Annotated in this window: 28 protein-coding genes; 17 read left to right on the top strand and 11 right to left on the bottom strand. The window is 68.8% G+C overall.

Features of this window, described 5'->3' with window-relative positions:
• Positions 1–28 precede the first annotated feature (28 nt).
• Positions 29–1,060 carry a class II fructose-bisphosphate aldolase gene (gene fbaA, locus G6N25_RS07380; RefSeq protein WP_083074163.1) on the top strand — a complete coding sequence of 344 codons (1,032 nt, stop codon included), beginning with the start codon at positions 29–31 and terminating at the stop codon, positions 1,058–1,060.
• A 104-nt stretch (positions 1,061–1,164) separates the two neighbouring features.
• Here the strand turns inward: fbaA and G6N25_RS07375 are convergent, their stop codons facing one another.
• Positions 1,165–2,001 carry an Rv0361 family membrane protein gene (locus G6N25_RS07375; protein ID WP_083074164.1) on the bottom strand — a complete coding sequence of 279 codons (837 nt, stop codon included), beginning with the start codon at positions 1,999–2,001 and terminating at the stop codon, positions 1,165–1,167.
• A gap of 47 nt (positions 2,002–2,048) precedes the next feature.
• Between G6N25_RS07375 and G6N25_RS07370 the strand changes: the two genes are divergently transcribed.
• The gene (locus G6N25_RS07370; protein WP_083074239.1) at positions 2,049–2,462 is read left to right on the top strand and encodes a DUF3151 domain-containing protein; all 414 of its coding nucleotides are present in this window, start codon (positions 2,049–2,051) and stop codon (positions 2,460–2,462) included.
• Here the strand turns inward: G6N25_RS07370 and G6N25_RS07365 are convergent.
• The 3 genes from G6N25_RS07365 to G6N25_RS07355 are packed head-to-tail and all read right to left on the bottom strand — an operon-like array spanning position 2,459 to position 4,787.
• Entirely contained in the window at positions 2,459–3,340 is an 882-nt protein-coding gene (locus G6N25_RS07365) for a cation diffusion facilitator family transporter (RefSeq protein WP_083074165.1), read from the bottom strand. The two genes, G6N25_RS07370 and G6N25_RS07365, sit on opposite strands and share 4 nt — an antisense overlap.
• 40 nt (positions 3,341–3,380) lie before the next feature.
• Positions 3,381–4,163, bottom strand: a complete 783-nt coding sequence (locus G6N25_RS07360) for a site-2 protease family protein (protein WP_083074166.1) — start codon at positions 4,161–4,163, stop codon at positions 3,381–3,383.
• 9 nt (positions 4,164–4,172) lie between these two features.
• On the bottom strand, positions 4,173–4,787 hold the full coding sequence (locus G6N25_RS07355; protein ID WP_083074167.1) for a peptidase M50: 615 nt from the start codon (positions 4,785–4,787) through the stop codon (positions 4,173–4,175).
• 147 nt (positions 4,788–4,934) lie between these two features.
• Here G6N25_RS07355 and G6N25_RS07350 point away from each other — a divergent pair, with 147 nt between their 5' ends.
• From G6N25_RS07350 to G6N25_RS07320, 7 genes are all read left to right on the top strand, one after another.
• A complete protein-coding gene (locus tag G6N25_RS07350; RefSeq protein WP_083074168.1) occupies positions 4,935–6,233 on the top strand; it encodes an adenylosuccinate synthase in 1,299 nt (432 codons plus the stop codon).
• On the top strand, positions 6,230–6,871 hold the full coding sequence (locus tag G6N25_RS07345; RefSeq protein WP_083074169.1) for a PaaI family thioesterase: 642 nt from the start codon (positions 6,230–6,232) through the stop codon (positions 6,869–6,871). Before G6N25_RS07350 ends, G6N25_RS07345 begins: the two co-directional genes overlap by 4 nt.
• Positions 6,872–6,900: 29 nt before the next feature.
• A complete protein-coding gene (purT, locus tag G6N25_RS07340) occupies positions 6,901–8,037 on the top strand; it encodes a formate-dependent phosphoribosylglycinamide formyltransferase (RefSeq protein ID WP_083074170.1) in 1,137 nt (378 codons plus the stop codon).
• A gap of 59 nt (positions 8,038–8,096) precedes the next feature.
• Positions 8,097–8,774, top strand: a complete 678-nt coding sequence (locus tag G6N25_RS07335; protein WP_083074171.1) for a hypothetical protein — start codon at positions 8,097–8,099, stop codon at positions 8,772–8,774.
• A 15-nt stretch (positions 8,775–8,789) separates the two neighbouring features.
• Positions 8,790–9,311: a hypothetical protein gene (locus tag G6N25_RS07330; RefSeq protein ID WP_083074172.1), complete on the top strand. Its 522-nt coding sequence runs from the start codon at positions 8,790–8,792 to the stop codon at positions 9,309–9,311.
• Between the two features lie 152 nt (positions 9,312–9,463).
• Positions 9,464–9,904 (top strand): rhodanese-like domain-containing protein, encoded by a 441-nt coding sequence (locus G6N25_RS07325; protein WP_083074173.1) that lies wholly within the window; start codon positions 9,464–9,466, stop codon positions 9,902–9,904.
• The gene (locus G6N25_RS07320) at positions 9,901–11,139 is read left to right on the top strand and encodes an O-succinylhomoserine sulfhydrylase (RefSeq protein ID WP_083074174.1); all 1,239 of its coding nucleotides are present in this window, start codon (positions 9,901–9,903) and stop codon (positions 11,137–11,139) included. The genes G6N25_RS07325 and G6N25_RS07320 overlap by 4 nt, the downstream gene beginning before the upstream one ends.
• Here the strand turns inward: G6N25_RS07320 and G6N25_RS07315 are convergent.
• Positions 11,136–12,527: an NAD(P)/FAD-dependent oxidoreductase gene (locus tag G6N25_RS07315; RefSeq protein ID WP_083074175.1), complete on the bottom strand. Its 1,392-nt coding sequence runs from the start codon at positions 12,525–12,527 to the stop codon at positions 11,136–11,138. The two genes, G6N25_RS07320 and G6N25_RS07315, sit on opposite strands and share 4 nt — an antisense overlap.
• A gap of 521 nt (positions 12,528–13,048) precedes the next feature.
• Here G6N25_RS07315 and G6N25_RS07310 point away from each other — a divergent pair.
• Positions 13,049–13,357, top strand: a complete 309-nt coding sequence (locus G6N25_RS07310) for a plasmid mobilization protein (protein ID WP_197745672.1) — start codon at positions 13,049–13,051, stop codon at positions 13,355–13,357.
• 291 nt (positions 13,358–13,648) lie between these two features.
• Positions 13,649–13,840: a hypothetical protein gene (locus G6N25_RS07305; protein ID WP_083074177.1), complete on the top strand. Its 192-nt coding sequence runs from the start codon at positions 13,649–13,651 to the stop codon at positions 13,838–13,840.
• Positions 13,841–13,869: 29 nt separating this feature from the next.
• Here the strand turns inward: G6N25_RS07305 and G6N25_RS07300 are convergent, their stop codons facing one another.
• Genes G6N25_RS07300 through G6N25_RS07280 form a run of 5 tightly spaced genes read right to left on the bottom strand, consistent with a single transcriptional unit; the run spans position 13,870 to position 18,257 of the window.
• Positions 13,870–14,490 carry a hypothetical protein gene (locus G6N25_RS07300; protein ID WP_083074178.1) on the bottom strand — a complete coding sequence of 207 codons (621 nt, stop codon included), beginning with the start codon at positions 14,488–14,490 and terminating at the stop codon, positions 13,870–13,872.
• Positions 14,491–14,494: 4 nt separating this feature from the next.
• The gene (locus tag G6N25_RS07295; protein WP_083074179.1) at positions 14,495–15,157 is read right to left on the bottom strand and encodes a TetR/AcrR family transcriptional regulator; all 663 of its coding nucleotides are present in this window, start codon (positions 15,155–15,157) and stop codon (positions 14,495–14,497) included.
• Complete coding sequence (locus G6N25_RS07290) at positions 15,157–16,302, bottom strand: acyl-CoA dehydrogenase family protein (RefSeq protein ID WP_083074180.1); 1,146 nt, start codon at positions 16,300–16,302, stop codon at positions 15,157–15,159. Before G6N25_RS07290 ends, G6N25_RS07295 begins: the two co-directional genes overlap by 1 nt.
• A 7-nt stretch (positions 16,303–16,309) precedes the next feature.
• The gene (locus G6N25_RS07285) at positions 16,310–17,494 is read right to left on the bottom strand and encodes an acyl-CoA dehydrogenase (RefSeq protein WP_083074181.1); all 1,185 of its coding nucleotides are present in this window, start codon (positions 17,492–17,494) and stop codon (positions 16,310–16,312) included.
• A 16-nt stretch (positions 17,495–17,510) separates the two neighbouring features.
• On the bottom strand, positions 17,511–18,257 hold the full coding sequence (locus G6N25_RS07280) for an SDR family NAD(P)-dependent oxidoreductase (RefSeq protein ID WP_083074182.1): 747 nt from the start codon (positions 18,255–18,257) through the stop codon (positions 17,511–17,513).
• 69 nt (positions 18,258–18,326) lie between these two features.
• Between G6N25_RS07280 and G6N25_RS07275 the strand changes: the two genes are divergently transcribed.
• The 3 genes from G6N25_RS07275 to G6N25_RS07265 are packed head-to-tail and all read left to right on the top strand — an operon-like array spanning position 18,327 to position 20,112.
• Positions 18,327–18,689: a DUF3054 domain-containing protein gene (locus G6N25_RS07275; RefSeq protein WP_142272637.1), complete on the top strand. Its 363-nt coding sequence runs from the start codon at positions 18,327–18,329 to the stop codon at positions 18,687–18,689.
• A 6-nt stretch (positions 18,690–18,695) separates the two neighbouring features.
• Positions 18,696–19,625: a class I SAM-dependent methyltransferase gene (locus G6N25_RS07270; RefSeq protein ID WP_083074184.1), complete on the top strand. Its 930-nt coding sequence runs from the start codon at positions 18,696–18,698 to the stop codon at positions 19,623–19,625.
• Between the two features lie 10 nt (positions 19,626–19,635).
• Positions 19,636–20,112 carry a GNAT family N-acetyltransferase gene (locus G6N25_RS07265; protein ID WP_142272638.1) on the top strand — a complete coding sequence of 159 codons (477 nt, stop codon included), beginning with the start codon at positions 19,636–19,638 and terminating at the stop codon, positions 20,110–20,112.
• Between the two features lie 178 nt (positions 20,113–20,290).
• Here the strand turns inward: G6N25_RS07265 and G6N25_RS07260 are convergent, their stop codons facing one another.
• Entirely contained in the window at positions 20,291–21,049 is a 759-nt protein-coding gene (locus G6N25_RS07260) for an MBL fold metallo-hydrolase (protein ID WP_083074186.1), read from the bottom strand.
• Between the two features lie 86 nt (positions 21,050–21,135).
• Here G6N25_RS07260 and fgd point away from each other — a divergent pair, with 86 nt between their 5' ends.
• The 3 genes from fgd to G6N25_RS07245 are packed head-to-tail and all read left to right on the top strand — an operon-like array spanning position 21,136 to position 25,400.
• Entirely contained in the window at positions 21,136–22,146 is a 1,011-nt protein-coding gene (gene fgd / locus G6N25_RS07255; protein WP_083074187.1) for a glucose-6-phosphate dehydrogenase (coenzyme-F420), read from the top strand.
• Positions 22,139–24,244, top strand: a complete 2,106-nt coding sequence (gene pta, locus G6N25_RS07250; RefSeq protein ID WP_083074188.1) for a phosphate acetyltransferase — start codon at positions 22,139–22,141, stop codon at positions 24,242–24,244. Before fgd ends, pta begins: the two co-directional genes overlap by 8 nt.
• Positions 24,237–25,400 (top strand): acetate kinase, encoded by a 1,164-nt coding sequence (locus G6N25_RS07245; RefSeq protein ID WP_372506659.1) that lies wholly within the window; start codon positions 24,237–24,239, stop codon positions 25,398–25,400. Before pta ends, G6N25_RS07245 begins: the two co-directional genes overlap by 8 nt.
• Positions 25,401–25,486 lie beyond the last annotated feature (86 nt).

Genomic DNA, 25,486 nt, shown 5'->3' with positions numbered 1-25,486 from the left:
GGGTAGAGCCAGCCGCCAGGAGGAGCTCATGCCCATCGCAACGCCCGAGGTCTACGCCGAGATGCTGCGACGCGCCAAGGACAACTCCTACGCCTTCCCGGCCATCAACTGCACCTCCTCGGAGACGGTCAACGCCGCGATCAAGGGCTTCGCCGACGCCGGCAGCGACGGCATCATCCAGTTCTCCACCGGCGGTGCGGAATTCGCGTCCGGCCTCGGGGTCAAGGACATGGTGACCGGCGCCGTGGCGCTGGCCGAGTTCGCCCGCGTCATCGCGGCCAAATACCCGATCAACGTCGCGCTGCACACCGACCACTGCCCCAAGGACAGGCTGGACAGCTACGTGCGCCCGCTGTTGGAAATCTCGGCTAAGCGGGTGAGCGCGGGCGGCGATCCTCTATTCCAGTCCCACATGTGGGACGGCTCGGCCGTGCCGCTCGACGAGAACCTGGCCATCGCGCAGGAGCTGCTCAAGCAGGCCGCGGCCGCCAAGATCGTCCTCGAGATCGAGATCGGCGTGGTCGGCGGCGAGGAGGATGGCGTCGCCAACGAGATCAACGACAAGCTGTACACCACCCCCGAGGACTTCGAGAAAACCATCGACGCGCTGGGTCACGGCGAGCACGGTAGGTACCTGCTGGCCGCGACGTTCGGCAACGTGCACGGCGTGTACAAGCCGGGCAACGTCAAGCTGCGTCCGGACATCCTGGCCGAGGGGCAGAAGGTGGCCTCGACCAAGCTTGGACTGCCCTCCGACGCCAAGCCGTTCGACTTCGTCTTCCACGGCGGCTCGGGCTCGCTGAAGTCGGAGATCGAGGAGGCGCTGGGCTACGGCGTGGTGAAGATGAACGTCGACACCGACACCCAGTACGCGTTCACCCGCCCGATCGCCGGTCACATGTTCACCAACTACGACGGCGTGCTCAAGGTCGATAGCGAGGTGGGCAACAAGAAGGTCTACGACCCGCGCAGCTACCTCAAGAAGGCCGAGGCCGGCATGACCGAGCGTGTGATCGAGGCCTGCAACGACCTGCGCTGCGCCGGGAAGAGCCTGGCCTAAACCCGGGCCTAAACCCGGCGTAGGCCTGGGCCGCTTTTGACTCTGCGTCTACCAGGCAAAAGTGCGAGTAGACGGCCTGGTGGGCGCAGAGTCAACGCCGACCGTCAGCCGCTGGGGGACTGGCAGATCTTCCACTGATCGTCGCGGTACTGCAGGTCGAGGCTGCGCGTCGAACGCACCGATGGGTCGTACGCCATGAACGTGGTGACGTTCGCCTCGGCGTGCTGCCCGTTGACGACGACCTGGTCGATGCTGGCGATCACCGGATACTGCTTGGCCGCCGAGACCCGCGCGTAGGTCTCCTGCCACGCGCGTTCGTCGTAGTCCACATATCCGTCGCGGGAATTCCCGCACGTCATGGTGCGCAGCGCGGTCAGATCGCCCCTCTGCACCGCGACGTCGTATTGGGCGATGGTGTGCCGAACCCGGTCTTCCTCGGAGACTTTCGAGTGTTTACCGCGGGTCAGCAGCACGGTGCCCAGGATCGCGATCGCCACCAACGCCAGCACGATCACGACCAGCGCCAGCACCCAGCCCCAGTTGAATTGCCTCGACGTCCGTAGCTTCGCCCCGAATCTGGGTGGAATCGATTGTGGGACAGCCACTTTCGGGGGAGTGCCCGGCTGTGCCGCCTCCCCGGCCGGCGGGAAGACCTCCGTGGCGGGCTCCACGGGAGTGGCGATGATCGCCGTCTCTTTGGCGTCGAAGCCGGGTGCGGTGAAACGCCGTTCGCGCTGCTGGCCTTCCGGCGACTCGGGGTCGTCGTCCGGATCGGGTTTGTTGATCACCACGGTCTCGGTCTCCGGGTCCGGGGGCACCAAAGGGTAGTCCTCGGGGGCGTCTTCGCCGGCCTGAAAGGCGCGCTCGCCGCGGGATTCGCGTGGGTCGAACCCAGGCCGCTTCGGCGTTGCGCCTCGGTCGGGCTCGGGTGCGTTGGGCATGAATCGAGCTTAGCGACCACACCCCGGTGGGCGGCACAATAGACGCCATGACGTCGATGCGAGACCTCCTGGGACCCGATCCGATCCTGCTGCCCGGCGACAGCGAAGCCGAGGCGCAACTGCTCGCCAACGAGAACCCGAGCTTCGTCGCGGCCGCGCACCCGTCGGCGTCGGTGGCCTGGGCGGCGCTTGCCGAGGAGGCGCTGGCCGCCGATAGGGCCGTCACCGCCTACGCCTATGCCCGCACGGGCTACCACCGCGGCCTGGACAAGCTGCGGCGCCACGGCTGGAAGGGGTTCGGGCCGGTGCCGCATTCGCACGAGCCCAACCGGGGCTTCCTGCGTTGCGTGGCGGCGCTGGCGCGGGCCGCCGACGCCATCGGCGAGACCGACGAGTACCTGCGCTGCCTCGACCTGCTGGACGACTGCGACCCCGCGGCCCGCGAAGCGCTGGGCCTTTAGAAGCTATCCGTACAGTCGCCGTCCCGGTCCGGGCACTCGACCTGGACGGTGGCGTGGTCGAGCCCGCGCGCCGACAGCACCGCGCGGGCGTCCTGCAGAACCCGGGCGGAGTCGCCGGCGCTGGTCAGGTGCGCGGTGCAGACGTCCTTGCCGGGCGACAGCGTCCACACATGCAGGTCGTGCACCTCGGTCACGCCCGCGACGGCCCCCAGCGCGCTGCGCAGCTCCTCCACGTCGATGTGGGCCGGCGACGATTCGGAAAGGATCCGCAGCGCGTCGCGGGCCAGCGAGATGGCCCGGGGCAGCACCCACAACGCGACCAGCACGGCGACCACCACGTCGGCGTACGGCCAGTGCGTCGTGACCGTGACCACGCCGGCGATCAGCACGCCCAGGCTGCCGACGGTGTCGGCGATCACCTCCATGTAGGCGCCCTTGACGGCCAGGCTTCCCGACGAGTGTGAACGCAGCAGCAGCGCCACCACGAGGTTGGCGGCCAGGCCGGCCAGCGCCACCACGATCATCGGCACGCCGGGGATGGACGGGGCTTCGCTGAGCCGCTGGGCGGCCTCGTAGAGGATGAACAGCGCGACCCCGACCAGCAGCGCGGCGTTGGCCACCGCGGTGAACACCTCCGCGCGGTGCCAGCCGTAGGTGCGGGCGGGCGACGAGCTGCCGCGCCGGGCCAGGATCACGGCGGTCAGGCCCATAAAGACGGCGACGACGTCGGTCAGCATGTGCCCGGCGTCGGCCAGCAGCGCCATCGAGTTGATCCACAGCGAGGTGGTCAATTCCACCGCGAAGAACGTCGCCAGGATCGCAGCGGCCATGACCATGCGGGGGATCATCCGGGACGTGTGGTTGTGGCCGGCTCCCATAGCCAGAAATATATGCGTGGAGACGCATGTATTGCAAGGGCTAGATCCAGGCGCTCCAGAACCGGGTCAGCGAGTTGCCCGCGGACACCAGCCAGTGCGGCACACCGGAGAAATCGAACACCCAGAGCACGATCCCGAAGAACCATTGGTTGGCCACCGGCGCCAGGAGCAGGAACAGCAGGATGAAAAAGCCATACTGCTTGGCCGGTGCCACCGCCCGCTGCGTCTCGGGACTCAAATGCGGTTCCAGGGCGTCGTATCCGTCCAGGCCCGGGATGGGCAGCAGGTTCAGCAACACGGCGGTGAGCTGTAGGAACCCCAAGAAGGCCACGCCCGCCCACAGCACCGCGTGGGCCGGGTCGTACAGCAGCCGTGTCAGCGCCAGCAGCAGCACCGCCAGCACGAGGTTGGCCGCCGGCCCCGCCAGGCTGACCAGGGTGCGGCGGGCCGGCGTCATGAACCAGGTCCGCAGATACACCGCGGCGCCCGGCAAGCCGATCCCGCCCAGCGCGATGACCACCATCGGCAGCAGGAGCGAGAGCGCCGGGTGGCTGTAGCGCCGCGGATCCAGGGTCAGGTAGCCGCGGACCGCGGCGTCGTGGTCGCCGAATCGCCAGGCGGTCACCGCGTGCCCGAACTCGTGCAGGCACAGCGAGACCAGCCAGCCGGCGATCACGAGGACGAACACCCCGGCGTAGGACAGCGGTCGCACGCTCGCGCCGGCCAGCCAGGCCAGCACGCCGCCGACCGCCGTCAATCCGATGAGGGCCAAAAAGATCGGGCTGGGTCGCACCGATTCGTGTTGCCGAGCGGGAAAACTCACCGGTCGAAATTACCGGACCAGCAGCCAGCCCTCGACGTGGCGGTAGAACGTCGACCGGCGCGCCGTGCGCGGCGCCGCGACGCCGTCGCGCACCACGACGACGCCGGTGCTCCCCAGCTGGACCGCGCGGCCGGCGACCCACCGGCGCCTCACCCGGGCCCGCAGACCCGGCATGGCCAGCGTCGGCTCGACGAACACCGCGGCGACGTCGCCGTCGAACAACGCGGTGTCGTCGACGACCGCCTCGCCGTGGATGTGCCGCCGATCGTCGGCGGGCAGCCAGCCGGCCCGGCCCACGATCGCCGAGCCGGTTTCGTCGCGGACCAGGGTGACCCGCCGCGCGCAGCCGCGCAGGGCGCGCCGCGCCGCGCGGCGTCCGGCGGGCAGGCGGTAGATCCGGGTCGCCCGGGTGCGGCGGGGCGGCGCGTAGGCCACCTCGATGTCGAGCCGGCCGGCGCGCAGCAATCGGGTCAGCACGGCGGCGAGGTCGGCGTCGCCGCCGACGATCACCAGGCGTCGGTACGGCCCGATCGCGGCGTCGATCTCGGCCGTGTGGACCGGCAGGCCGGTCAGCGGCCGTGGCACCCGCCGGTCGCCGAACACCAACACCCCCACGGTTTGCATGCGGTCCTCGCAACCTCCTGGCTTAAGCTGATTTGCCCGGCTCCACAGCTGGCCGCAGGCGGCCCGCATCGTCGCCTGGGTAGGGTGGGTCACCGGCTGGACCACAATAAGCAGGCTTAAACGGTCGCGATCAGGTGGGAGCATGTCATGCCGGCAATCGTCCTCATCGGCGCCCAGTGGGGCGACGAGGGCAAAGGTAAGGCCACTGACCTGCTCGGCGGGCGCGTGCAGTGGGTCGTGCGCTATCAGGGCGGCAACAATGCCGGGCACACCGTCGTCCTGCCCACCGGCGAGAATTTCGCGCTGCACCTGATCCCGTCGGGGGTGCTGACGCCCGGCGTCACCAACGTCATCGGCAACGGCGTCGTGGTGGATCCCGGCGTGCTGCTCGACGAGCTGAAGGGCCTCGAGGACCGTGGTGTCGACACCTCCAGGCTGCTGATCTCCGCCGACGCGCACCTGCTGTTGCCCTATCACGTCGCCATCGACAAGGTCACCGAGCGCTACATGGGCAGCAAGAAGATCGGCACCACCGGCCGCGGCATCGGGCCGTGCTACCAGGACAAGATCGCGCGGATGGGGATCCGGGTCGCCGACGTGCTCGACCCCGAGCCGCTGGCCCGCAAGATCGAGGCCGCGCTGGAGCTCAAAAACCAGATCCTGGTCAAGGTCTACAACCGCAAGGCGCTGGAGACCGACCAGGTGGTCGAGGCGTTATTGGCGCAAGCGGAGGGGTTCCGGCACCGCATCGCCGACACCCGCCTGCTGCTCAACAACGCGCTGGAGGCCGGCGAGACGGTGTTGCTCGAGGGCTCGCAGGGCACGCTGCTCGACGTCGACCACGGCACGTATCCCTATGTGACGTCGTCGAATCCGACGGCCGGCGGCGCGTGCGTCGGGTCCGGGATCGGGCCGACGCGGATCACCGCCGTGCTGGGCATCCTCAAGGCCTACACCACCCGGGTCGGCTCCGGCCCGTTCCCCACCGAGCTGTTCGACGCCAGCGGCGAGTACCTGTCCAAGACCGGCGGCGAATTCGGGGTCACCACCGGGCGGCGCCGGCGCTGCGGCTGGTTCGACGCCGTCGTCGCCCGCTACGCCACCCGGGTCAACGGCATCACCGACTACTTCCTGACCAAGCTCGACGTGCTCTCCAGCCTGGAGACGGTGCCGGTGTGCGTCGGGTATCGGATCGACGGCTCGCGCATCAGCGACATGCCGATGACCCAAAGCGATCTCGCCCGTGCCGAGCCGGTCTACGAGGAGCTGCCGGGCTGGTGGGAGGACATCTCGGACGCGCGGGAGTTCGACGACCTGCCCGCCAAGGCGCGTGATTACGTGTTGCGGCTGGAAGAGCTTGCCGGGGCGCATGTTTCGTGCATCGGCGTCGGCCCCGGGCGTGACCAGACCATCGTGCGCCGCGACGTCCTGGCGGCCCGCCCGTGACGGATTTCGATCCCAAACAACTCGACCCCGAATACGAGCATCACGGCGGCTTCCCGGAATACGGCCCCGCCAGCCCGGGCCCGGGATTCGGCCGGTTCGTCGCGGCGATGCGCCGGCTGCAGGACCTCGCGGTGTCCGCCGACCCGGGTGACGACGTCTGGGACGACGCGGCCGACCGCGCCGCGGCCCTGGTGGAGCTGCTGGGGCCGTTTCAGGCCGATGTCGAAGGCAAGGCGCCGGCCGGGCGGACGCCCGACCTGCCCGGTATGGGTAGCCTGCTGCTGCCGCCCTGGACGTTGACGCGGTATGCCCCCGACGGGGTCGAAATGACGGGATATTTCAGCCGGTTTCACGTCGGGGGTAACCATGCGGTGCACGGCGGGGTGCTGCCGCTGCTGTTTGACCACATGTTCGGGATGATCTCGCACGCCGCGGGGCGGCCGATCAGCCGGACGGCCTTCCTGCACGTCGACTACCGCAAGGTCACGCCCATCGATGTGCCGCTGTTGGTGCGCGGGCGGGTCACCGGCGCCGAGGGCCGCAAAGCGTTCGTGTCGGCCGAATTGGTCGACGGGGACGACACCGTGCTGGCCGAAGGCAACGGCCTGATGGTGCGGCTGCTCCCCGGCCAGCCGTAGGGCGCCGGCGGCGGACCTATCCTTGAGCGGTGACTGACGGCTTGACCGAGGGGCAGGACGACAAGACGACGGCGCGCGCCGTGCCGCCGCAAGCCGACGTCAGGCCCCGAGTGCTGCTGCTGGGCTCCGACGAGCTCAGCCGGGAGCTGGCCGTCGCGCTGCGGCACCTCGGCGCGCAGGTGATCGCCGCGGGAGATGACCGCGCGCCCAGGGTGACCGACGCCGCCGAGCTGTCCGCGGCGATCCACCGGCTGCGGCCGGACTTCGTGGTGGCGGCCACCGACGGGCTCGCCGTTGACGCCCTCGAGGCGCCGGCCGCCGGCCCCGAACTGGTGCCCAGCGCGCGCACGGCGCGGCTCACCGCCGACCGCGAGGGCCTGCGCCGGCTGGCCGCCGACGAGTTGGGGCTGCCCACCGCGCCGTTCTGGTTCGTCGGGTCGCTCGGCGAGCTGCAAGCGGTGGCCGGACACGCCGGGTTTCCATTGCTGGTGAAGCCGGTGGCCGGGCGGGGTCACTCGGTGGTCTCGGGGCCCGGCGACATCGAGCCGGCCTGGCGGCGCGCGCTGGGGGGCTCGGCGGGGCGGGTGCTGGCCGAGGCGCTCGTCGAGGTCGAGTTCGACGTCACGCTGCTCGTGGTGCGCAGCGAAGGGCCGCACGGTCCGCTGATCGAATTCTGCTCGCCCATCGGCCATCGCGACGCCGACGGTGTCGTGCTGGAATCCTGGCAGCCCCAGCAGATGAGCCCGGCCGCGGTGGATGCGGCCAGATCGATCGCCGCGCGAATCGTCAAGGCGCTCGGCGGGCGCGGCCTCTTCGCTGTCGAGCTGATGATCAAGGGCGACGAGGTGTACTTCGTCGACGTCACCGCCCGGCCGCACCCGAGCGCCTGGGTGACCCTGCGCAGCCAGCGGCTTTCGGCGTTCGAACTGCAGGCCCGGGCCATTTTGGGCCTGCCGCTGGACACCATGATGATGTCGCCGGGCGCCGCGCACACGGTCAACCCCGGCCATGACGGCGGGCCGCCGGCCGCCGGCGCGCTGGCCGCCGCGCTGCGGGTCCCGGAAAGCGACCTCCGCGGGCTCGGCGTGGCGCTGGCCACGGCGCCCGACGTGGCGACCGCACGCGACCGCGCCCGACAGGTGGCGACCGCCCTGAATGGGAGCTGACGCCTGCGGCCGCGAGCCAAGCACGGGCCGATGTCGCTGACTTCTGCGACAATCGCCGCATGGCCGCCACCGTTTCCGTCCTGGACCGCGAGATGTACTCCGAGGCAGAGGCCGCGCGTCTGCTGCGAGTTCATCAGCAGACGCTGAATTACTGGCTCGAAGGCAAGACATGGCGTGGCCGCACGTATTTGCCGGTGATTCGGCCTAAGCCTGAGGGTCGGCGAACCGTGACCTGGGCGGAGTTTGTCGAGGCGGGTCTGCTGAGCCAGTACCGCCAACGCAAGGTTGATCTCGATGAGGTCCGCCGGTTTATCGCCGTACTGCGGGATAAAACCGGCGAACCGTATCCGCTCGCTCATGAACGTCCTTGGACGCTGAATGGTCGTCTTCTGATAGAAGCGCAGAAGGCGAGCGATCTGCCGCCCGAATATTGGTTGTATGCCCCTACTGACGGCCAATTGATACTTCCCTTGTATGCCGCACAGGAGTTTCTAGATCGGGTGAAATTTGTTCACGACGAGGCTGTCCTTTGGCGCCCGGCCGGCCCTGAGTCGCCCGTGGTCATCGAGCCCGACACGCGGTTCGGCCGACCTTCGGTCGGTGGCATCAGTACGTCGGTACTCAAGGAGTACGCGGACGACGGTTATGGCTACGACGAGATCGCCGAGGAATTCGGCCTCAAAGTGCGTGACGTGGAAATGGCTGTCGCATACGAACTGCAAAGCAAGGCCGCTTAAGCGGGATCGCGCGCTGTGAAGAATGCCGATGTCCGCTTTTACTTCGATGCGGACATCCTTGGCTTGGCCCACGTGATCTGTGCGCTGAGGCCGGATTGCACCTATCCGGGCGATCCCGGAGCCGTCATCAAGCGTAAGTCGCGGCCGCCGTGCGTCATTCAGTCAGATCCGGGTGACAACCGCTGGATTACAACATCCACCGCCCAGGGATGGATAGGCATCACCCGCGACAGCGACATCCAGACTCACTTTTCGCTCATGCAATCCGTCAAGGACAATGGGGCGAGGCTAGTCACTCTCGCGGGTCCTGATGCAGGGGACAAATGGCATCAACTCGAAACGTTTATGACGCAGTGGAGACGGATTGAGGCTCTGCTGGACCGAGAGGGGCCGCTCATCCTGTCGATAACACGGACTTCCCACCGTGAGGTTGACATCGAAAAGCGCCTGAGGAACATACGGCAAGGGCGCGTGACGCGATCGGAAGCTCGTCGGCGACGGCGAGACGGCCACCCGGACAGCCCGCGCCTGCTCTGAATCAAACATCAACGGGAACGGCCGCGGCTGCGACCAATCCCGGCTGATAGCTTCGAGGGGTTGCGCCGGGCCGGTTGACGCCAGCACTGACATGATGCTCAGGCACGGATAGTGTGGCTCATAGCGTTGGCAAAGGACGAGGTTGAAGACGTATGAGCACAGAGCGCGCACGCGCCTACGCAGGAGACATCACGCCTCTGGAGGCGTGGAAGCTACTCAGCGACAACCCCGACGCCGTGCTGGTCGACGTGCGCACCGACGCCGAATGGCGGTTCGTCGGCGTCCCCGACCTGTCCAGCCTGGGCCGCGAGGTCGTCTACATCGAGTGGACCACGACCGGTGGGACGTACAACGAGAACTTCGCCGACGAGCTGAAGGACAGGGTCCCGCCCGCCGAGGCCGACGAGGGGCGGCCGGTGGTCTTCCTGTGTCGCTCCGGCAACCGCTCCATCGGCGCCGCCGAGGTCGCGACCCGGCTCGGGATCACCCCGGCCTACAACGTGCTGGACGGCTTCGAAGGCCACCTCGACGTCAACGGTCATCGCGGTGAAAGTGGCTGGCGCGCGGTGGGATTGCCTTGGAAACAGGGATGACCCGCGCCGACGGCTCTCCGCCGGGGGGCTCGGTCCGCACCCCCAAGCAGCTGCCCGACGGCGTCAGCCAGGCCACCATCGGCGTGCGCGGCGGACTTTTGCGTTCCGGATTCGACGAGACCGCCGAGGCGATGTTCTTGACGTCCGGGTACGTCTACGAATCGGCGGCCGTCGCCGAGCAGTCCTTCACCGGTGAGCTGGACCACTTCGTCTACTCGCGGTACGGCAACCCGACCGTGACGATGTTCGAGGAGCGGTTGCGCCTGATCGAGGGGGCGCCCGCGGCGTTCGCCACCGCAAGCGGCATGGCCGCGGTGTTCACCTCGCTGGGTGCGCTGCTGGGTGCCGGTGACCGGCTGGTCGCGGCGCGCAGCCTGTTCGGGTCGTGTTTCGTGGTGTGCAACGAGATCCTGCCGCGCTGGGGAATCGAGACCGTCTTCGTCGACGGCGACGATCTCGCGCAATGGGAGCGGGCGCTCTCGGTGCCGACGCAGGCGGTGTTCTTCGAGACGCCGTCGAATCCGATGCAGTCGCTGGTGGACATCGCCGCGGTGACCGAGCTGGCTCACGCCGCGGGCGCAAAAGTGGTGCTGGACAACGTGTTTGCCACACCGCTGCTGCAACAGGGCTTTCCGCTCGGGGTTGACGTGGTGGTGTACTCGGCCACCAAGCACATCGACGGCCAGGGCCGGGTGCTGGGCGGCGCGATCCTCGGCGACCAGGAGTACATCGCGGGTCCGGTGCAGAAGCTGATGCGGCACACCGGCCCGGCCATGAGCGCATTCAACGCCTGGGTGCTACTGAAAGGCCTTGAAACGCTTGCCGTTCGGGTGGAGCGCGGCAACGCGTCGGCGCACCGGATCGCGGAATTCCTAGAGGGTCATCCGGCGGTGAGCTGGGTGCGCTACCCGTATCTGGCGTCGCACCCGCAACACGACCTGGCCAAGCGCCAGATGACCGGCGGCGGGACGGTGATCACGTTCGCGCTCACGGGCCCGGAAAGTGCCGCCAAGCAACGGGCCTTCGAGGTGCTGGACAAGCTGCGGCTGATCGACATTTCCAACAATCTCGGCGACGCCAAATCGCTTGTCACTCACCCGGCGACCACGACGCACCGCGCGATGGGCCCCGAGGGCCGCGCCGCGATCGGGCTGGGCGACAACGTGGTTCGCATCTCCGTCGGGCTGGAAGGCGCCGACGACCTGATCGCCGATATCGACCGGGCGTTGAGCTAGCCCGCCGCCTTCTGTTCGGCGTCCTCGGCCTCTTCGGCCGCGGCCAGCACCCCCTGCGTATGCGCCTCCATCCATTGCGTCACCACCCTGGCGTAGACCATCTGGCTGGTGATGGCCATCTGGCCGCGACCGCGACCCAGGAACGAGATCAGCCAGGCGAGCACCGCGGTGAACCGATTCTTGTGGCCGACAAGGTAATACACGTGCAAGACCAGCCAGGCCAGCCAGGCGATGAAGCCGCCGAACTCCAGCTTGCCCACCTGCGCCACGGCGCTGAACCGTGACACCGTCGCCATGCTGCCCTTGTCGAAGTACCTGAACGGCTTGCGGTTTGCCGGGTCGTCCTTCCCTTTGAGTGCCTGCTTGACGATCGCGGTCGCGTACTTGGCCCCCTGAATGGCGCCCTGCGCCATCCCCGGCACGCCGGGCACCGACATCAGATCGCCGACGACGAAGACGTAGGGGTGTCCCTTGACCGTGAGGTCGGGCTCGACGAGCACCCTTCCGGCGCGGTCGATTTCGGTTCCATCGGACTGCTCGGCGATCATCTTGCCCAGCTCGCTGGCCTGGACGCCGGCCGCCCACACCTTGCACGCGCACTCGATCCGCCGTTCGCCGCCGTCCTTCTCCTTGATCGTGATGCCCATGTAGTCGACGGCCGTCACCATCGCGTTGAGCTGGACCTCGACCCCCATCTTCTCCAGCCGGCGCTGCGCCTTGAGCCCCAGCTTCGCCCCCATCGGCGGCAGCACCGCGGGCGCGGCGTCGAGCAGGATCACCCGGCAGTCGCTGGGCTTGATGGTGCGAAACGCCCCGGCCAGCGTGCGCTCGGCGAGCTCCACGATCTGCCCGGCCACCTCGACGCCCGTCGGCCCCGCGCCGACCACCACGAAGGTGAGGCGGCGCTTCCGCTCGGCCGGATCGGTGGTCACCTCGGCGGCCTCGAACGCGCCGAGGATGCGGCCGCGCAGCTCGAGGGCGTCGTCGATGGACTTCATGCCCGGCGCGAAGGCGGCGTATTCGTCATGCCCGAAATAGGACTGCTGGGCGCCGGCGGCCACGATCAGGCTGTCGTACGGCGTCACCGTTTCCATGCCCATCAGGTGCGATGTGACCGTCCTCGCCGACAGGTCGATCGCGCTGACGTCGCCCCACAGCACCCTGACGTTCTTTTGCCTGCGCAGGATCAGCCGGGTGGCCGGGGCGATCTCGCCTTCGGACAAGATCCCGGTGGCCACCTGGTACAGCAGCGGCTGGAACAGGTGGGTGGTCGTCTTCGAGATCAGGGTGATATCGACCTGGCTTCCTTTGGGGACGCGCCTGAGCGCCTTGGCCGCGGTCAGTCCGCCGAATCCGCTTCCGATGATGACGACCCGATGGCGCGACATGCGCGTTCCCTTCTGTTGGAAGTCTCTGCGGCGCATATCCACCCTATGACTCCACGGTGGCCGGCAAGGAAGGAATTTTGTGGCCCGACCCACCCATCGAAGGTCAAGTTGCTGTGTTGAATTGGTGCCGATCGCTGACGAAAAGCGCTGGTAGAAGCGATTCCGGGTCAAGGAGTGTTGTTTGCAACATCTGAGGTAGCACGGTCTAGCGGGCCGGGCGATCGATGGGCCGATGGAGGCGCTCCGGGCGCGACCCGGGTAAACCGGGGTCCGAATTCCCCGAGCTGAGTGCACCACGGTCGCGACGAACGCATGGGCCTCTGACGCATCCGCAGGGGCGCTCACCGCCGCGAGAATAGTGCACGTAGGTATTCGTAGTGTATTGTAGGTGGGTGGTGCGGGTCGACGGAGCAAGCGGGCCGACTATATCGGGGAACGGCACGGCGTCTCTGTTGCCTGGACGGATGAAGCGGTCAACGACCGTCACGCCGTCTGGCAAGTGCCAGCGAGGAGCAGCAAGAATGAGCAGGATTGATGATTTGCTCGCCGACGAAGGCGCACGTGCGGAGGCATACCCGGGAGGGCCGACGCCCGAGCACGTCGCGACAAGCCGCCCGAATCTTGGTCGCCAGACTGTGGTTTCGGTGCGCTTGGCTGCCGACGAACACGAGCGGTTGAGCCAGGCTGCCCGCAACGCGGGAATGTCACTATCGACCCTAATCCGGGTATGGGCCGTCGATCGACTCCACGCCGAAGATCATGGCGAATCAGGAACCGTCGCCGAGCGTCTGGCACGGCTCGAACGCGAAGTATTCAGGCGGCCCGCGTAACCGCTGCAGACGGCAAGCGAGAGATGGCGGCAAACGGCGCACGAGCGCCGGTTGTCCCTGGCTCCGGCTGCGCCTGCCACCAAGCGGATGGGTAGATTCCCGACTTGTCAGCAACCTCAATTGCTTGCTCTGCCCGTATCACCACCTGCTCAAGACCTTCTACCCCGGCCCGGGCGGGTGGCGGGACCGCCAGGAACCCGACGGCACCGTGGTATGGACCTCACCGTCGGGGCATGACTACGTCACCAAACTCGGTGGGACCCGGCGCTGGCCGTCCCCACGGGCGCACTGGTGCTGCCCAACAGCATGCCGCCGCCGGGACAAAACCGCGCACTGATGATGCCCACCCGCAAACAGACCCGCGCCCAAGAGCGCGCCGCCCGGATCAGCTGGGAACGAGGCGTCAACGAAGCCCGCCTGGCCACCGAGGCCACACGGCGCGCCGAACGCACCGCAGCCAACTACGAACCACCGCCCTTCTAGCGCAGCGGATTTGGTTGCGGGTGCTCAATCTAGAATGGCCAGGCTCCGGCGTTGGTCTTGTACTTCGCGTTGAGTGCGGTGCAGAAGTCGTCGGCCGTGCCGGCGAGGAAGATGTAATAGGCTTCGGCACCGCTGCGGCGGCTGTCGAAGGAATTGGGCGTGGTCCAGCCGCTGTTGCACATCGCGGTCTCGCTGCCGAGGGTGGGCCGCCGCCAATTGGTTTTGGCGCAGGCGGTCAGGGCATCGACGTTCGGTGTGGCGCTCTTGGCGGCGACCAGCATCGCGCCTCCCCATTGGCCGTCGTTGCGGCGGTAGGCGCGCGCCCCGAATCCCGCACCGTTGGTCTGGCACGCCAGCGCGCGGCGCAGCAGCGAAAAGGGCGCCGCCAGCTGCGGGTTGGCGACCGCGGCGGCGGCCGTGATGAATTGCGCCGCGTCCGAGCCGTCGACCTCCTGGACGTTCGGGTTGCCCAGGCCGGTCAGCTGCTGCGCGATCCCGGCGCTGTTGCCGCCACCGATGATCGGTCCGCCGCCACCGGACGTCATCGGGGGCAGCGTAACGGGATCGGCGCCCGCCGTTGGTATGCCCGCCGCGGCGACCAACGCCACCGCGGCGGCAGCCCTGCGGATCCGGTATGCGGTAATTCTCATGCTCTCATTCCAGCACGTGCGCATACTCCGCGCGGCGCCCGTCGGCAATCAGCGAGTTGAGCACGTGGCGGGTCTGCAGCGCGACGTAGTCGCCGACGGTGTAGTTGGGCCCGAAGTGCCAGTGCTTGAGCGCCCACCCGTGCGCCAGCAGCATGATGTCGCACACGGTGAGATCGACGTCGACGTCGCGGAATACGCCTTGCGCGATGCCGGCCTCGATCGCGGTGCGCAGCGGCGCGGCGGTGGCGATTTCGAGCTCCTTGATCTGCGTACGCCCTTCGGCCCCCAGCGTTCGGCTCTCGCGGTAGGTGAGCACCACCCCGTCGAGGTTCTCGTCGACGATCTGGATGTAGCGCCGGATGCCCGCGGCCAGCCGGTCGACGGCGTCGTCGCCGGCGGCGTCCATGACCGGCGCCAGTTGATCGCGGAACACGTCGAGGATCCGCACGATCGTCGCGAGCAGCAGGTCCTCCTTGCCGCCGAAGTACGTGTAAATCAGGCCGACGCTGACGTTGGCCTCGGCGGCCAGATCCTGCATCGACATCTGGTGAAATCCGGTCCTGCCCATGACTTTGACGGCGGCGTCGAGCACCTGCCGGCGCCGCGAGCTGGCCCGCGCCGCGCGCACGGCCTCCTCGACGGGCAGGGAGCCGTAGTCGACGGCCATCAGAGGCCCAGGTCCTTGGCGATGATCGTCTTCATGATCTCGTTGGTCCCGCCGTAGATCGTCTGGATGCGGGCGTCGACGAACGCGCGCGCCACGCTGTACTCGCGCATGTAGCCGTAGCCGCCGTGCAGTTGCAGGCAGCGGTCCGCGGTCCGCACCTGCAGGTCGGTGGTCCACCATTTCAGCCGCGCGGCCCGCGCGGCCGTCAGCGAACCGACGAGGTGCTCGGTCAGGCAATCGTCGAGATACGTTCGGGCGATGTCGATTTCGGTCGCCAGCTCGGCGAGCACGAACTGGCTGTTCTGGAAGCTGCCGATCGGCGCGCCAAACGCCTTGCGCTGCTTAACGTAGTCCAGCGTTTCGGCCAGGACGCCCTCCGCGGCGGCCACCGCGCCCACCCCCAGCGCGAGCCGCTCCTGCGGCAGGTTGCGCATCAGCTGAGAGAAACCTTTGCCCTCCCCTTCAAGAAGGTTCTCGACGGGCACCCGCATGTCGGTGAAGGTGAGCTCGCTGGTGTCCTGGGCGTGCAGGCCGATCTTCTCCAGGTTGCGGCCCCGGCGAAAACCCGGCGTGTCCGCGTCGACCACCAGCAGCGACAGCCCCTGGTGCCGATCGGGCGAGGTGCGCACCGCGATCACGAACAGGTCGCCGGTCTGCCCGTTGGAGATGAACGTCTTGGCGCCGTTGACGACGTAATGGTCGCCGTCCCGCACCGCGGTGGTGCGGATCCCGGCCAGGTCGCTGCCGGTGCCGGGCTCGGTCATCGCGATGCCCAGCACGGTCTCGCCGGTCACCACCCCGGGCAGCCACCGCCGCTGCTGCTCGGGCGTCGTCAGGTCGGTGAGATAGGGCAGCACCACGTCGTTTTGCAGCGTGAAGGCGATGGCCTCGGCCGCCGCGCCGGCCCGCTGCAGCTCGTCGATGACGATCGCGTTGTAGCGAAAGTCACGCACCCCCGGGCCGCCCAGGTGCTCGGGCACCGAAAAGCCCAGCAGCCCAAGCTTTCCCGCCTCGACGAACAGCGAGCGGTCCCATTGGCCATCCTTTTCCCAACGTTCGTGAAGTGGGACCACGGTCTGGTACACGAAATCGTGTACCAGTCGCCGGAACTGGTGATGCTCTGGGTGGTAGGACAGGCCGCTCATCAGCTCATCAGCGGAAGGCGTCGCTGCCGGTGAACGCCTGGCCGAGGACGAGCTGGTGCATCTCCGGGGTGCCCTCGTAGGTGAGCACCGATTCCAGGTTCACCATGTGTCGGATGACCGGGTATTCCAGCGATATCCCGTTGCCGCCCAATATGGTTCGCGCGGTCCGGCAGATCTCGAGGGCCTCGCGGGTGTTGTTGAGCTTGCCGAAGCTGACCTGTTCGGGGCGCAGCCCGGCGCCGTCCTTGAGGCGGCCGAGGTGCAGCGAGAGCAGCTGCCCCTTGTGCAGCTCGACCGCCATGTCGACGAGTTTCGCCTGGGTCAGCTGGAATCCGGCGATGGGCCGGCCGAATTGGGTGCGCTGCGTGGCGTAGTCGAGCGCGGCCTGCCAGGCCGACCGCGCCGCCCCCATCGATCCCCAGATGATGCCGTAGCGCGCCTCCGACAGGCACGACAGCGGGCCGCGCAGGCCTCTCGCGTCGGGCAGCATCGCGTCGGCGGGCAGCCGCACGTCGTCGAGCACCAGCTCGCTGGTGATCGATGCCCGCAGCGACAGCTTGTGGTGAATCGTGTTGGCGGTGAAGCCCGGGGTGCCGGTGGGGACGACGAAGCCGCGGATCCCGTCGTCGGTGCCGGCCCACACGATCGCGACGTCGGCCACCGAGCCGTTGGTGATCCACATCTTGCGCCCGTCCAGCACCCAGTCCGAACCATCCCGTCGCGCACGGGTTTTCATCGCCGCCGGGTCGGATCCGACGTCGGGTTCGGTCAGCCCGAAGCAGCCGAGCAGTTCGCCGGCGGCCATGCCGGGCAGCCACCGCTGCTTCTGCTCCTCCGAGCCGAACTTCCAGATGGCGAACATCGCCAGCGACCCCTGCACCGACACCATCGACCGCACCCCGGAGTCGGCGGCCTCCAGCTCGGTACAGGCCAGGCCGTAGTGCACCGCGGAGGCCCCGCCGCAGCCGTAGCCGTGCAGGTGCATGCCGAGCAGGCCGAGTTGGCCGAACTGCTTGGCGAGTTGGCGGACCGGAAGGTCGCCGATCTCGAACCACTCGGCGACGTAGGGGAGGACGTGCTCGGCGCAGAACTTTCGCACGGTGTCGCGCACGGCGAGCTCGTCGCCGGACAGGGAGGCGTCCAGGCTCAGGGGGTCGTCGCGGTCGAAGGCGGGAGGCGCGTCGGTGCTCATGGGAATCAGCCTGCCACTAGCCGGCCATTGTGAGGCCACCGCTGACGCTGATCACCTGTCCGGTGATGAACGACGCGGCGTCGGACGCGAAGAACAGCACCGGCGCGGCGACCTCCTCGGGCCGGGCCAGCCGCCGGAACGGAATCGCTTTGACCAGTGCCTCTTTCAATTTCTCCGGCTGCGCGTGAAACAGCGGCGTGTCCGTCGGGCCGGGGCACACGCAGTTGACCGTGATCTGGTGGCGGGCCATCTCGCGGGCCAGCGATTTGGTGAGCGCGATGACCCCGCCCTTGGCGCCGGCGTAGATCGTTTCGCCCGCGCTGCCGACGCGGCCCGCGTCGCTGGCCAGGTTGACGACGCGCCCGCCGGCCCCCGCCTCGATCATGCCCGGCAGGAACGCACGACAGACATGCACCGGCCCCAGGTAGTTGATGGCCACCACCTTGGCCGCGAATTCCGGTGTGGCATTGAGGAATTGGTCGGTGCGGTCCCAGCCGGCGGCGTTGACCACGATGGTGGGCACGCCGACCTGCGCGTGGGTCCGGTCGCACAGCGCGTCGACCCGGGCGGGGTCGGCGACGTCGACGGGCAGCGCGGTGATCAGCTCGGGTTGCTCCTTGGCGGTGGCCGTCGCCGCTGCCTCGTCGAGATCGGCGGCCACAACGCGGTCGCCCCGCGCGGCGAACGCCAGCGCTATCGCCCTGCCGATCCCCGACCCGGCGCCGGTCACCACCGCGAGCCGGCCTTGTGAATGGGCATTCATTGCAGACGAATCTAGGTTCACCCCGGTCGCGGGGTCAAGAATCCCGGCCCGGCCCGGTAGTCTCGCTGCATGCGACGGCCGGCGTGGTTAGCCATGGACGTCATCGCCGTGCTGGTGTTCTGCGCCGCCGGGCGCCGCAGCCACGACGAGGGACTCGGCATCGCCGGCGTCGCGACGACGGCATGGCCGTTCCTCGCCGGAACCGTCGTCGGCTGGTTGGCGTCCCGGGCGTGGCGGCAACCCACCGCGCTGGCGCCCACCGGGGTGATCGTCTGGCTGTGCACCGTGGCGGTCGGCATGGCGCTGCGCAAGGCCAGCTCGGCGGGGGTGGCGGCGAGCTTCGTGGTGGTGGCCGCGTCGGTCACCGCGGTTCTGTTGCTGGGTTGGCGAGCGGTCGTCGGGCTGGCCGTGCGGCGCCGCTCCGGCGCCTGACCGACGATGGCGCGAAAGGACGACGACACCTGGGATCCGGCCACCGGCGTCGGGGTGACCGCGACATTCGGCGCCGTCGCCAGGGCCGTCGCCAACAACAAGGGGCTGATGCACGACGCGTTCGCCAAGCGGCTGGTGCGTGCCGTGGGGGTGGAGTACTTCATCCGGGTGGTCAACGACGAGCGGTTCTCGACCGGCGACGGCGAAAGCGCGGTCATGACCGGGCTCATCGACATCCTCGCCGCGCACACCCGATTCCTGGACGACTATCTGGCCGCCGCGGGACGGGCGGGCATCCGCCAAGTGGTGCTGCTGGCATCGGGTCTCGACACTCGGCCGTACCGGCTGTGGTGGCCGCCGGGGACCACGGTGTACGAGATCGATCGCCCGCAGGTGCTCGACTTCAAGAGCGAACTGCTGCGCGGGCTGGGCGCCAGGCTGGCCGCGAACCGTTGCGCGGTGGGCATCGACCTGCGTCAGGATTGGCTGGCGGCGCTGCGGCGGGTCGGTTTTGACGAGGCTCAGCCGACGGTGTGGATCGCCGAGCAATTGCTGGTCGGCTACCTACCGCCCGACGCGCAGAAGCGGCTGCTGCGCGACGTCACGGCGGCAAGCGCGGCCGGCAGCCGGCTCGCCGCCGATCACATGCCCACCTGGACGCCCATGCACCTCGAGGCGGGGCGGGCGTTCGTCGACGGCTGGCGACAACACGGCCTGGACGTCGACCTGGCCAGCCTGACCTACCCGGGCGAATACGTCCACGTGCCCGAGTATCTGGCGGCGCACGGCTGGGAGACGGTCGAGCGGAACGTCGTCGAACTGCTGACCGGCATGGGGTTGGCCGGACTGTGGCGCGGCGGCCCCGGCGACCTGGCCGTCGTCCCGGCTTATGTCACCGCGGTTCGGCTCGGAATGCTTCCCGCCGACGAGCGTTAGACGTGAGGTGATGGCGCTCGAGTTCGTGTCGGCTACCCACGACGACCCGCTGGCCCGGCCGCTTTTGGCCGAGCTCGCCGTCGAGTACGCGCAGCGCTACGGCGGCACGCCCGACGCGCATTTGGCCTGGCTGCCGGTGCCGGCCGACGAGTTGGCGGCGCCCGACGGCGGCTTGCTGATCGGCGTGTTGCACGGCGCGCCGGTCACCGGCGGGGCGTTTCGGCGTTTCGACGACGACACCGCCGAACTCAAGCGGATCTGGACCGACCGCGCGCATCGTCGCCGCGGGTACGCGAGGGCGCTGCTGGCGGCGCTGGAGGCGGAGGCCGCCGCGCGCGGGTACCGGCGGCTGTACCTGATCACCGGGAGTCGTCAACCCGAGGCCGAGGCGCTCTACGACGCCACCGGCTACACCCGGGTGGCCGCCGAACCCATGCCGTCCTGGGGGCCGTTTCATCCGATCGCGTTCGAGAAGTGGCTGGCATGACCGGCCCGTTGCGCCCGGGCGTCGCACTGCGCTCGTCTTCGCCTGCGGCGCAAGCGATGTGGTGGATGCGGCCCGGGCCCGCGGGCTAGCGTGCGCTCACGGCGTCGAGTGTGCACCCACGGCGTCAGAATCGCGAAATCCCCGCCCTACGTTCACACTCGACGCCCAGGACCCACATTCAATGAGCCAACGCAAGTGCCGCTTGCGTCGCCTCGCGGATCGGGCCGCGCCACACGTCGCCGTGACCGGGCAGCAGCACGTCGGCGTCCAGCAGGGCCAGCGCGTCCAGGCTGCGCAGGCAATCCTGTTGGTTGTGGCTGAACACCGCCGGAAGCAGCTGCGGCCCACCGTGACGCAGCAGCGGGTGGCCGGTTATCAGCGCGTCGCCGCTGGCCAGCACGCCGTCGACGACATACGAGCAGTGCCCGCCGGTGTGCCCCGGCGTCGCGATGGGCGTCGGGCGGCCGGGCAACCCGGCGGCCACCTCGGCGGTCAGCGGCCGGGCCGACGGGATGCCGTCGCGGATCAGGCCGCCGCTGCGCAGCACGTGGACGCCCCACACCGCCCATCGGGGACGCCAGATGCGCAGTGCCACATCGAAAACCGAGGCCTGCTCGAGGTATTCGCGCTTGGCGTGAGGCACTTCATCGGCGTGGCAATAGACCGGGGTGCCGTGCTCTTCGGCGAACCAGATCGCCGAGCCGAGGTGGTCGATGTGCGCGTGCGTCAGCAGGATCGCGCGCACGTCGCCGGCCTCGTAGCCCAGCCCCCGCAGCGAGGCCAGCACGTCGTCGCGGTCGCCGGGATAGCCGGCGTCGATCAGCATGACTCCCGTGTCGTCGGCGACCAGCACCCAATTCACGGCCTGCCCCCGGGCGAGGTGCACGGTGTCGGTGACCTGAACAAGCCTCGGCGCCTTGGATGACTGGTGGGCCATGCCCGCGAGTTTAGGTCTGATGCGTGGCGACCCGCTGCGCCCGGCTCCGCCGCGCTTGCGATCGCCACGAGGAGTAGAAATAACGAGTGGCTGAACTGAAACTTGGATACAAAGCGTCCGCTGAACAATTCGCCCCGCGCGAGCTCGTCGAGCTGGCCGTCGCCGCCGAGGGGCACGGCATGGACAGCGCAACCGTCAGTGACCACTTCCAGCCGTGGCGGCACGAGGGCGGGCATGCCCCGTTCTCGCTGGCCTGGATGACCGCCGTCGGCGAACGCACCAAGCGGATCACGCTGGGCACCTCGGTGCTGACCCCGACCTTTCGGTACAACCCGGCCGTCATCGCGCAGGCCTTCGCCACCATGGCGTGCCTCTACCCGAACCGCATCTTCCTCGGCGTGGGCACCGGCGAGGCGCTGAACGAGATCGCCACCGGATACCAGGGCGAGTGGCCGGAGTTCAAGGAGCGGTTCGCCCGGCTGCGCGAATCGGTACGGCTGATGCGCGAGCTGTGGCGCGGCGACCGCGTTGATTTCGACGGCGACTACTACCGGCTCAAGGGCGCCTCGATTTACGACGTGCCCGAGGGCGGCGTCCCGATTTACGTCGCCGCCGGCGGCCCGGCGGTGGCCAAATACGCCGGACGGGCCGGCGACGGGTTCATCTGCACCTCCGGCAAGGGCGAGGAGCTCTACAAGGACAAGCTGATGCCGGCGGTGCGGGAGGGCGCCGCGGCCGCCGACCGCGACGTCGACGACATCGACAGGATGATCGAGATCAAGATCTCCTACGACACCGATCCGGAGCTGGCGCTGGAGAACACCCGGTTCTGGGCGCCGCTGTCGCTGACCGCCGAGCAGAAGCACAGCATCGACGATCCGATCGAAATGGAGAAGGCCGCCGACGCGCTGCCGATCGAGCAGGTCGCCAAGCGCTGGATCGTCGCGTCGGACCCCGACGAGGCGGTCGAAAAGGTCGGTCAGTACGTGGAATGGGGCCTCAACCACCTGGTGTTCCACGCGCCCGGCCACGACCAACGCCGGTTCCTGGACCTCTTCGAGAAGGACCTGGCGCCACGGCTGCGGCGACTTGGCTGAAACCGGGCCTTTATCCAAGGCCATCTATATCGCCGCGCCCGAGCCCGAGACCGGCAAGTCGACGATCGCGCTGGGGCTCCTGCACCGGCTGACCGCGACGGTCGCCAGGGTCGGTGTCTTCCGGCCGATCACGCGGCTTCCCGGCGGGCCCCAAGCCCCCGGCGAGGACCGCGACTACATCCTGGAACTGTTGCTGGAGCACACCACCGCGGGCTTGTCCTACGAGCAGTGCGTCGGTGTGACGTACCAGCAGCTGCACGCCGACGGCGACGCCGCGCTCGCCAGCATCGTCGACTCCTACCACGAGATGGCGCAGGCCTGCGACGTGGTGGTGATCGTCGGCAGCGACTACACCGACGTGGCGAGGCCCGCGGAGCTGTCGCTCAACGCGCGGATCGCGGTGAACCTCGGCGCGCCGGTGTTGTTGACGGTCAGCGGGAAAGGCCGCACCGCCGACGAGGTCGCCGGCATCGTCGAGGCCTGCCTGGCGGAGCTGGCCGCGCAGCACGCCGTCACCGCGGCGGTGGTGGCCAACCGGTGCGAGCCGGCGGAGGTCGCGGCCGTCGCCGAGGCGCTGCGCGCGTTCGCCCCGCCCAGCTACGTGCTGCCGGACGAGCCGCTGCTGTCGGCGCCGACGGTCGCCGAACTGGAGCGGGCCGTGAACGGGACGCCGGTCAGCGGTGAGGCGTCGCTGACCGAACGCGAGGTCACCGGCGTGCTGGTCGCCGGGATGACCGCCGACCACGTGCTGGAGCGGCTGCGCGACGGCATGGCGGTCATCACCCCCGGCGACCGCTCGGACGTGGTGCTCGCCGTCGCGAGCGCCCACGCGGCCGAGGGGTTTCCGTCGCTGTCGTGCCTTGTCCTCAACGGCGGGTTCGAGCTGCACCCGTCGATCGCGGCCCTGGTTTCGGGTCTGCACCTGCGGCTGCCGATCATCGCCACCCCGCTGGGCACCTACGACACGGCCGGCGCGGCCGCCGCGGCCCGCGGCCGGGTGACGGCCACCTCGCAGCGCAAGATCGACACCGCGCTGGAACTGATGGACCGCCACGTCGACATCACGGATCTGCTGGCGCGGCTTGCCATTTCGATCCCCACCGTGACCACCCCGCAGATGTTCACCCACCAGCTGCAGCTGCGGGCCCGTTCGGATCGCAAGCACATCGTCCTTCCCGAAGGCCACGACGACCGCATCCTCAAGTCCGCCGGTCGCCTGCTGCGGCGCCGCGTCGCCGACCTGACCATACTGGGCGACGAAGCCCAAATCCGGCTGCGCTCAGCGGAACTCGGTGTGAACCTGGACGACGCGAAGGTGATCGACCCGCGTGCCGGCGAATTGCGTCACCGGTTCGCCGGCCAGTACGCCCAGTTGCGCAGGGCGAAGGGCGTCACCGTCGAGCAGGCCGGCGAGATCATGGGCGACGCCACGTATTTCGGGACCATGATGGTCTACAACGGCATGGTCGACGGCATGGTGTCCGGCGCCGCGCACACCACGGCGCACACCGTTCGGCCGGCATTCGAGATCATCAAGACCGCTCCCGACGTCTCCACCGTGTCCAGCATCTTCTTCATGTGCCTGCCCGACCGGGTGCTGGTCTATGGCGACTGCGCGATCATCCCGAATCCCACGTCCGAACAGCTGGCCGACATCGCGATCAGCTCCGCGCGCACCGCGGCGCGGTTCGGCATCGAGCCGCGGGTGGCCATGCTGTCCTACTCGACCGGTGACTCCGGCGCCGGGGCGGACGTCGACAAGGTCAGGGCGGCAACGGAGTTGGTGCGGCGGCGGGATCCTCGGCTGCCGGTCGAGGGACCCATCCAGTACGACGCCGCGATAGACCCGTCGGTCGCGGCGACCAAGCTGGGCGATTCGCCGGTGGCCGGTCGCGCCACGGTGCTGATATTCCCCGACCTGAACACCGGCAACAACACCTACAAGGCGGTGCAGCGCAGCGCCGGGGCGATCGCGATCGGCCCGGTGCTGCAGGGGTTGCGCAAGCCGGTGAACGATCTGTCCCGGGGCGCGCTCGTCGAAGACATCGTGAACACGGTCGCCATCACCGCGATCCAGGCGCAGGGTAGCCGTGGCTAGCGCAAGCGGTCCCGTGCTGGTGATCAACTCCGGTTCGTCGTCTTTGAAATACCAACTCGTTGACCCCGATTCCGGTGTCGCGCGCGCGACCGGCAACGTCGAGCGAATCGGGGAGGGCTCGTCCTCGGTCGCCGACCACGGCGCGGCGCTGCGGCGCGCGTTCGACACGCTGGCCGACGACGGCATCGACCTGCGGGTCTGCGGCCTGGCGGCGGTCGGTCATCGGGTGGTGCACGGGGGTCAGGAGTTCTTCCGGCCGACGCTGTTGGACGACGCCGTCATCGGCAGGCTCGAGGCGCTGTCGGAGCTGGCGCCGCTGCATAACCCGCCCGCGCTCAAGGGGATTGAGGTGGCGCGGAAGTTACTGCCCGACGTTCCGCACATCGCGGTGTTCGACACGGCGTTCTTCCACGACCTGCCGCCGGCGGCGGCGACCTACGCCATCGACCGCGAACTGGCCGAGCGGTGGCGGATCCGCCGGTACGGGTTTCATGGCACCTCGCACCGCTACGTCAGCGAGCGGGCCGCCGCCTTCCTGGACCGGCCGCGCGGCGACCTGAAACAGATTGTGCTGCATCTGGGTAACGGTTGTTCCGCCTCGGCGATCGCCGGCACCCGGCCGGTCGACACGTCGATGGGCCTGACACCGCTGGAGGGCCTGGTGATGGGCACCCGCAGCGGCGACATCGACCCCAGCGTCGTCAGCTACCTGTGGCACACGGCGAAGATGGGTGTCGACGAGGTCGAGTCGATGCTCAACCAGCGATCCGGGGTGTGGGGCCTGGCCGGCGAACGCGACTTTCGGCGGCTGCGGGAGATGATCGAATCGGGCGACGACGCAGCGCAATTGGCCTACAGCGTGTTCATCCACCGATTGCGCAAGTACATCGGCGCCTACCTGGCGGTGCTGGGGCACACCGACGTCATCAGTTTCACCGCCGGGATCGGCGAAAACGATGCGGCGGTGCGTCGCGACGCGGTGGCCGGCCTGGAGGGGTTGGGCATCGCGCTCGACCAGCGCCGCAACCTCGGCGGCGGAAAGGGGCAGATCGCTCGCATCTCCAAGGACGGCTCGCCGATCGCCGTGCTGGTGGTTCCGACCAACGAGGAACTGGCCATCGCCCGCGACTGCGTGAGCGTGCTGGCGGGGTGTTGACGGGTCCGCGGAATTTCGCCCCTTGGGTTCTTCCGCCCTGGACGCACACTCGATCGGCCTGTGCATAGAGGTACACGCCGTCGGCC

It is taken from the genome of Mycobacterium heidelbergense, assembly GCF_010730745.1.
In the GTDB taxonomy this organism is placed as follows: Bacteria; Actinomycetota; Actinomycetes; order Mycobacteriales; family Mycobacteriaceae; genus Mycobacterium; species Mycobacterium heidelbergense.
The sequence above is the reverse complement of the archived record's forward strand: the minus strand, read 5'-3'. Positions and strand labels throughout refer to the sequence as shown.